The sequence below is a fragment of the Bacillus sp. SRB_8 genome, assembly GCF_003264205.1.
In the GTDB taxonomy this organism is placed as follows: Bacteria; Bacillota; Bacilli; order Bacillales; family Bacillaceae_G; genus Bacillus_A; species Bacillus_A mycoides.
Genome location: NZ_NADT01000024.1, coordinates 82,997 through 90,386, shown reverse-complemented (window position 1 = coordinate 90,386; position 7,390 = coordinate 82,997). Strand labels below are relative to the sequence as shown.

The window sequence follows — 7,390 nt, the reverse complement described above, 5'->3', positions numbered from 1 at the left end:
TTATCAATCATTCCTACATAAGTATCAGCTATTTCACATGTTTTTCCTGGTTGAAGGGAGTTCATTAACGTCTCCATATCTATCTGTATATACTCTGTACCTTTCTTAATTCTTCCATCTTGAAAATAATCAGGGTTAGGATTTTTTTGATAAATACGCGTATTCGACTTGATACGAGAGATATAGTAGGCCTCTTTATCTTGTATATATTGAAGGTCTTTTAAATGAAAATAACCTAAATCTCGGATACATAAATCATTCGCTGTCACAGTTGGGGCACACAGAGAGCCGTAAGTGCGATCATGTTGTTTACCTGGTCCTGTATGAATATGGAGGAATTGTCCACTTAAAAGGTCATATTCAAGTTGAATTTTTACACCAGCCTTATGGCTACAACCTCCTGCACCAGGATAAACCGATGAAAATACATCTGGAAGTTGAAATGCAGTGGAATCTAAGATACGAATACGCTTAAAAATAGAAGTAAATGAAGAAGAAAACAACCTAGATGAAGATAATTTTTGGTTCAGAAGTTTAGCTAATACTTGTTGTAGAAACTGCACGGCTGCGGCATTAAATCGTTGATTTAGTCCTTCAGGACTGATGAGTACTTCTGTTGATGCTTCTAAACAACTACATAACTGGGTTAAGGAAGTTTTTGCTACACTCTGGCTTATCCATACGCATAAAGCTACTAAATCTTGTGCTTGATACTTACTTGTTCGCTGTACAAACCCAACATCCCTAGCTAGATTCTGTAAGATATTTGGGGATAAAAAATTCTGAATCTCCTGTGCAAATAGGTGTAACTCGTCAGATATCGACATATAAAAACACCATCCTTTCCTATGATTCTACAGAAAGAATAGCGTATTTTTTCATTTTAAGAAAGTTTAGTTTTGTTAGCTTAATAGCGATGGGTCTTTACTCCAACAAGGGGATTTATGGAAAATTGTAGAATGTATTAATTTTAAATTCTTATACCCAATTTTTTAGGAGTGACTACAAATGCGAATATACCCTGATTGTCCAATTATTACTAGAACAGTAGAGGTTGGCGGACTTACGAAATCACAGCTTATTCAGAAATTGCAACAATACTCCATTTTGATGAATGAGTATGGAGAAAGACTGCTAGCTGATGATAAATTTACGACTTCTAATACAAAGTACAGCCTGCAGACCGTTGAACTAACCGTTATAGACCTTGGCTTTCCTGATGGAGCTACTACGGCTCAGCTCTTTAAAAGAGCGAGCGAACTTGGTTTGGAATTGTGTCCGCTTGAGCTGGGACCTCAACTAAGATTGGAGTATCTGGAACAGCCTGAAGGTTATTTGGGGAATGCCTCACAACAACATCAAGCTCCATCTGGCTCCATCACAATAGCATCGGAAATATTAACTAAAGACGATGATTTTCCGAAAGGCTTTTATCTTAGACGAATTAATGGCGTGTTGTGGCTACGCGGATACATCGCTGACCATCTGCACGTTTGGAAGCCTGAAGACCACTTTATCTTTGTCAAACAAAAAAACTTTAAGAAGTGAGAAATCATGAGAAACTTACCTGCTTTTGTTCAACTAAAGGGGGGCTTTACTTCATGAGACCGTCGTTAGACGGTCTTTTTTATTGTCCTTGTTTTTAGGGATCACCACATCACCATCAAGCTAAGAAAAGCAAATACCTCAAAACAAAAAAATAAGCTTTTTTGTTACAAGTTAATACAAAATTTCGTTCTGGGGGTACTCTAAAATATTAGCTTGATAGCAATGGGGTAGCACCACACAATAGCAAAGGCAAAACATATTACGTTACTGCAAATGAAGCCTATGTATATGTGAAATGATTTTTAAAACCATCTCCTTTTAAGGGACGGTTTATTTTATCAATGAATATACTATATTAAGAAATTTAAGAGGTGATAATAATTGGATTATTTAATTGAATTAAATCAGTGGGGCATAAAAGAAGGGTTACCTACTAAACCCTATGTAGATGCAGATTATATACAAGCTGATAAGAATATTCAGGGGATAAACAATGCGTTACAATTTGCAGCATCTAATAATTACTCTGAAGTTATTCTTCCAAAAGGCAATTACGCTCTATGTTACCCACGTGAGATTGTTATGGTTTCCGATTTGGATTTTAATTTAAATGGATCAACATTAAAAGTTATATACGATTCTAATAAAAAATCGCCATTTGACAATAGAACAACTACTGATTATTACAACTTCAAAGGGAATAGTATCGTATTTAGTAAAGTCACCAATTCTAATTTATTTGTTGGAACAATAATTGGATGTAGGGACGACAGAAGTTTCTCTAATCCTTTAGAAGTAGCAATGGAGCATACGTATGGTATTCTCTTTCAAAAAAGTTCAAATTATTGTTCTGTGAAAAATTGTAAGGTTCGCGATTATATGGGCGATAATATTTCATTTAGCTCAAACTCGATATTTGATTATGGAGAATTTGATCAAGGTCTTACTTTGAGTACCTTAGATTACAACACTGGACAACCTATTCCTTCTACGAATACACTCACAACAAAGATGTTAAACATACCTCAAGATTTAACACCAAAGATTACTTCCTTTCTTATAGCTGGTGCAGGATACGCTAGAACAACAAATTTAAATAGTAAAGACTTGGATATCTTCTTTTACGATAATAACAACAAATTCATAGGGGTTATGAAGAAAAGAAGAATCTATACAGATATTTCAATCCCAGTTAACGCAATGAAATTTAGACTTCAATTTTATAATGAAAACAATGTAAATAAGAATCTGCAATATACAATTATGTTTGGTGGTATCCCTCACCATAACACTGTTGAAAAATGCGAGGTTTTTAATGGTCATAGGGGTGGTATCACTTTAGGGGGGAATTACAACGAAGTTATAAATAATAAAATCCGCGATAACGGAAAAGGATTGGTTAGGTTTTTGGATGGGAAACCTATTTTCAACGATCCAACTCGTTATTCAATAAACATGGAAGATTCATACGGAGCAAGCTGTACAATAAAAGATAACGAAATTTACGGGAGTTATCACGGCATTTTAGTTGGTTGCTATGATGTCTTAATAGAACATAATCATATTTACAATATAGACTACCTAGCGATTAATCTTTATTCCTTAATGCATGCAACTATTAAGGATAATTTCTTATACAACTGTCAAAATAACATTGGACTCATGACTTCTAATTTTAGTGCGGCATTTGTGAATATTATAGAAAATAGTTTTACAGGCGGTAATATGAATTTAACTAATGATTCGTATAGGGTTTCTTTATCTAACAATCAATACGTAAATCCTGATTTCGTTACATTGGGAGATAATTGCACATTTGATAATAATCACATTATTTTTACAGAAAATCCGACTACCACACCATGGATAAAAGCAAATAAAATAAGAAAATGTACCTTTAAATCGGTTTTAACACAAAGAGAGATGACGTTTAAAGTTAAAGAATATGATAGTTGTAAATTCGAAAATCTACGAGTCAGATCAGAAAACCCTAATACTCAAAATGTAGACGTTTGTGAGTTCACAAGGTCAGAATTTCTTAATTGCGAGTTAAGAAATCATTTGTTTAGTGGGCGTCCAATGAATATTAGAGTTACTAAATCAAAACTTATAGATACAACGTGCGAAGTTGGTATTACAAATGTGGATAATCAAGTACCATACACTACACTGGAAGACTGTGCTATCTCCATTAATACGAAAAATAATTTATTCTTATCTGATACAAATCGTCCATATACAACTTATATAGTAGAGAAATGCAATGTTACTATTGATAATCCAGCATTCGCTGCTCTCTTAGCTTCAGGGGCAGCAGCGGGAGTAAACGAGTTAATTTTAAAAGACAATGGATTTGTTTATACAGGAACAGCACCATTGAATTTAAAATATTACACAAATAAAAATCATATTCGTAACTTCATCAATTCGAATAACACCTTTACAAATATCAATTTACCTGCTGTGAATTAAAGCTGGCTCTTTCGAGTCAGCCCGTTTTTATTCTACATCCACCAATTCATTAAGTTTAAATTCTGTATTCAATCCAAATGAATCCGTATAGTATACCGTTTATATTCTTATACATATTTGCAGTTATAATGCATGACTGTACATAGATGACAAACATTAATGAGTAAATGCACAATAACAATGTTACGATCCATAAGTACTGGACGAGCGGAGCGTTGTTTTTCTGTTAATCCTTCTAATGAAGTTAATATGTACTTTAGCCGTTTTTCTTCCTCTTTAGAAATAAAGTCTTCATCACGTAACGCCCGATTAGGCTGAATCATGAGATTCATATCTTCTAATGGATTAGGTAGGCCTAAATATTGATAAAGTCTACTTAGGACAATATAAACACGATGTATCGTTTTATCAGAGTAATTTCGTTGCTTCTTTAAATCATTAAAATACTCTTCATAACCCTCGGTACTAAGTGTCGTCCATATATTGCGTAAGGGAAGCTTTTTTGATTTTTGCAACCACTGACCAAAATCTTCAATATCATAAACATATCGTTTAATTGTGGAAGGTTTTCTTCCTTTATCTAATAAGAAAGAAGAAAAATGCTGTATTGTGTCTTGAAATTCTTTTGTTGGCATAGCCTTATCATCCTAATCTTTTCTTTTAGTATATCAAATTTTGAAATTAGCTTTACTTACACTACGTAATACATACTGAATTTATGTAAATATTTCTCAATATTATATTATTGCTATATGAGCTATAATATAAGTAATTCTTTTTATTATTTATATTTTGTTATTTTCTGTTGCAGAATCCTTATTATAAGGATTCCTTTTTTGTATCAAAAATCTCCAAAGAAAAAAGATAAGATCGGGAACACAATCTTATCTTTAGTACAAGGAGAATACAAAAGGGATTACTATCTTATTTATATTATATTGTTTTTTGTTAATTTTTTATATCAAAACCATAAATAACAGTTATACCTATATTGAAAAATTTATTACAAAATTAGCTATAAATGATTCAAGAAGTGAATGTAAACTTTTATACAAAATTTCACATTTTAGAAAGGTAAAAAGAGCCCAATTAATTTAGGACTCTTTTTCGTTTTGGGTAATTCTAAATTCTTAAGTTGATGGATGTGAGTACCCCTATAAAAAACAATTATTTACGACGCCTTCTCTTTGCTTTTTTACGCTGATTTGTATGACTATATTTTTTTATATGAGTACTTCTGTTCTTCTTATAATTAGGTAACTTACATATAAGAACAGTAATTGCACAAAAAATGAAAAATATAAAGTTTGCAATCATCCAAAGGTTAATATCATAGTCATATAGCTTACTAAAATACTTTTTGTCACGAGTAATATGACTTACGTTACTGTCAATTGCTTCGAGGGTGTAAGGAATAATCCAAGAGGAACCAATTAATATAACAATTGTTCCAAGAATGAAACTGAGTATATGTTTTATCAAGTTCTATTCTCCTTTAATTATGTTACGTCAGTAAGCGTGATATCTTCTTTTTGTAAAACTCCCCAAAATGTGTATCTTTCTAATTCAGGAGTGACACATATCATCAGTCGCAAATAACAAATAATAGACAATTAATTTTATAAAAAATGTTGATAAAATGCACTCTTCTATTTTTGACACAATCAATAAAATAATTCATCTTTATATATTATTTTATTGATTTCACGGGGTGAAAAACATGCAAAGCAAAGAAGAAATAATAGCGTTTTCGTTAACGGCAGGATTAGTTATACCTGCTGTGGCATTATGTGATGAAGGTCATGAAGAGGAAAAAGGACAGGTTATTTCTGATTTACCATTTGAATATTAATAGGGTTTCCATAGACTCCTGGGTGCAAAGTGAAAATGAAGTAGATTGGTATTATGTCAAGGGGATACTTATGTTTGACCCATCTGATCCTTGTGATAATAATAGCCCTTGGTTGAAGATAGACGGTAGATGGTACTTATTCAACCCTGGTGGAAAGCTAGTTAGGAAAGAAGGTTGGGAACAGTCGTCTGCTAATGGGAAATGGATGTATTGGATTCCTGGAAATTATGGACTTGCAACAAATGAATCAAGGGTAATTGACGGGGTAACATATTACTTCGATAGTAATGGTTATATGAAATAAAAATGAAAGCATCCATTCGGGTGCTTTCATTTTTATTTTGTAGAAATTACACAATGAATGTGAAACTGAAAAAAATGGACATTTGATAAGGTTATAACATACATGTGTATAGGAATGGCTATTTTAGGCGCTGCCGTGATCGGTTTATCGTCTTATTTGTTGTTAAGGGATGATAAGGGGTAACAAAACAAACGAACACAACGAACAAAAAACACCTGAGACTATAGCCCCAGGTAAGTTTGTACCATTTGTAGTATTAAACCAGAGATTTAATCCGCTAGTATCTAAACTAGTGGAATTCAATTCATTATTTTTTCCATTCTGTAAGCTTGACATCCCATAGCAATGCATCTGTATCAATAAATTTAATACTAAGTTCATTTGCTTTAGCCAACTCTATCTTAAAGGAACTTGTGGATGTAGATATGCTTTCTTCAGAAAATCGAATGGTTTGTACATCTTTTCCATCAATAGAAAAAATTATCTTACCGGAATGTTTGCTCGCACTATCAGGGATACCGAGATATCCCGAAAGTTTTGCATACTTACCTTTTAGCAAGTATTTAAATTGCTGAGAATTTGTCCCTTTACTACTAAACATATTTAATTTAGGTTCAATTTTTTTATGAGCCACTTCAAAGCTAGTGGAATTGTTAACATTCGGTACATATCCAGTACTTTCTGTCAGTTGATTTAGCGCTATAACGGTTCCATTTTTGGGGGATTGTTGTTCCTTTTCTAATGATTTATTAATTTCACCTACAACTACAAGTACTCCTAATGTCAAGATAAATGCTATTACACCTGTAATAATAAAGTTTTTCAAAGTATTATTAGAGCGAAATCCTATTTTATAGGCACAAAATCCTATCGTAGCACCCATTGCATTCACAATTACATCATCAATGTCAAAACCACCAAGAAAAGTAACCATTTGTAGTACTTCTAGTATAAGAATAGAAATACAGAATGAAGTAATAAATCTAATAAAGCTACAACGATATAACATAGGAATTAATACCCCAAAAGGTATGAATGCTGTTAAATTTCCAAAATTAAAAAACCATAGATTAAAATCTTCTCTATCTACCATATTTGGCAAGCTCAAAGGAATACTACTCGGAATTAACTGGAATTCATATTCATGATTAATATATTTTAATCCCAATCTATCGAAACCAAGGAACATAAAGTAGAGAATCAGAACGGAATAT

General features: G+C 32.5%; 7 protein-coding genes and 2 pseudogenes. 5 read left to right on the top strand and 4 right to left on the bottom strand.

Going from position 1 to position 7,390, the window contains the following annotated elements; translation table 11 throughout:
* Nucleotides 1-827: IS4 family transposase (locus B5P40_RS21115; protein ID WP_113709805.1), on the bottom strand; the 827-nt coding region annotated here is incomplete at its 3' end.
* A gap of 181 nt (nt 828-1,008) precedes the next feature.
* Between B5P40_RS21115 and B5P40_RS21110 the strand changes: the two genes are divergently transcribed.
* The 3 genes and pseudogenes from B5P40_RS21110 (at nt 1,009) to B5P40_RS21100 (ending at nt 4,020) form a co-directional block, all read left to right on the top strand.
* On the top strand, nt 1,009-1,548 hold the full coding sequence (locus tag B5P40_RS21110; RefSeq protein WP_002205015.1) for a hypothetical protein: 540 nt from the start codon (nt 1,009-1,011) through the stop codon (nt 1,546-1,548).
* A 236-nt stretch (nt 1,549-1,784) separates the two neighbouring features.
* Nucleotides 1,785-1,847: pseudogene (locus B5P40_RS21105) on the top strand (N-acetylmuramoyl-L-alanine amidase); the annotation flags it as partial.
* Between the two features lie 82 nt (nt 1,848-1,929).
* Nucleotides 1,930-4,020: a right-handed parallel beta-helix repeat-containing protein gene (locus B5P40_RS21100; protein ID WP_078177324.1), complete on the top strand. Its 2,091-nt coding sequence runs from the start codon at nt 1,930-1,932 to the stop codon at nt 4,018-4,020.
* A gap of 155 nt (nt 4,021-4,175) precedes the next feature.
* On the opposite strand, the pseudogene B5P40_RS21095 reads toward B5P40_RS21100, so the two are convergent.
* Both B5P40_RS21095 and B5P40_RS21085 read right to left on the bottom strand, forming a co-directional pair.
* A pseudogene (locus tag B5P40_RS21095) lies at nt 4,176-4,655 on the bottom strand (site-specific integrase); the annotation flags it as partial.
* A 532-nt stretch (nt 4,656-5,187) separates the two neighbouring features.
* Nucleotides 5,188-5,502: a hypothetical protein gene (locus tag B5P40_RS21085; protein ID WP_000589781.1), complete on the bottom strand. Its 315-nt coding sequence runs from the start codon at nt 5,500-5,502 to the stop codon at nt 5,188-5,190.
* Nucleotides 5,503-5,740: 238 nt separating this feature from the next.
* Between B5P40_RS21085 and B5P40_RS33685 the strand changes: the two genes are divergently transcribed.
* Entirely contained in the window at nt 5,741-5,872 is a 132-nt protein-coding gene (locus B5P40_RS33685; protein ID WP_258169578.1) for a hypothetical protein, read from the top strand.
* Nucleotides 5,873-5,942: 70 nt separating this feature from the next.
* Entirely contained in the window at nt 5,943-6,176 is a 234-nt protein-coding gene (locus tag B5P40_RS21080) for a hypothetical protein (protein ID WP_002191584.1), read from the top strand.
* 307 nt (nt 6,177-6,483) lie between these two features.
* On the opposite strand, the gene B5P40_RS21075 is transcribed toward B5P40_RS21080, so the two are convergent.
* Entirely contained in the window at nt 6,484-7,380 is an 897-nt protein-coding gene (locus B5P40_RS21075) for a VanZ family protein (protein ID WP_258397572.1), read from the bottom strand.
* Nucleotides 7,381-7,390 lie beyond the last annotated feature (10 nt).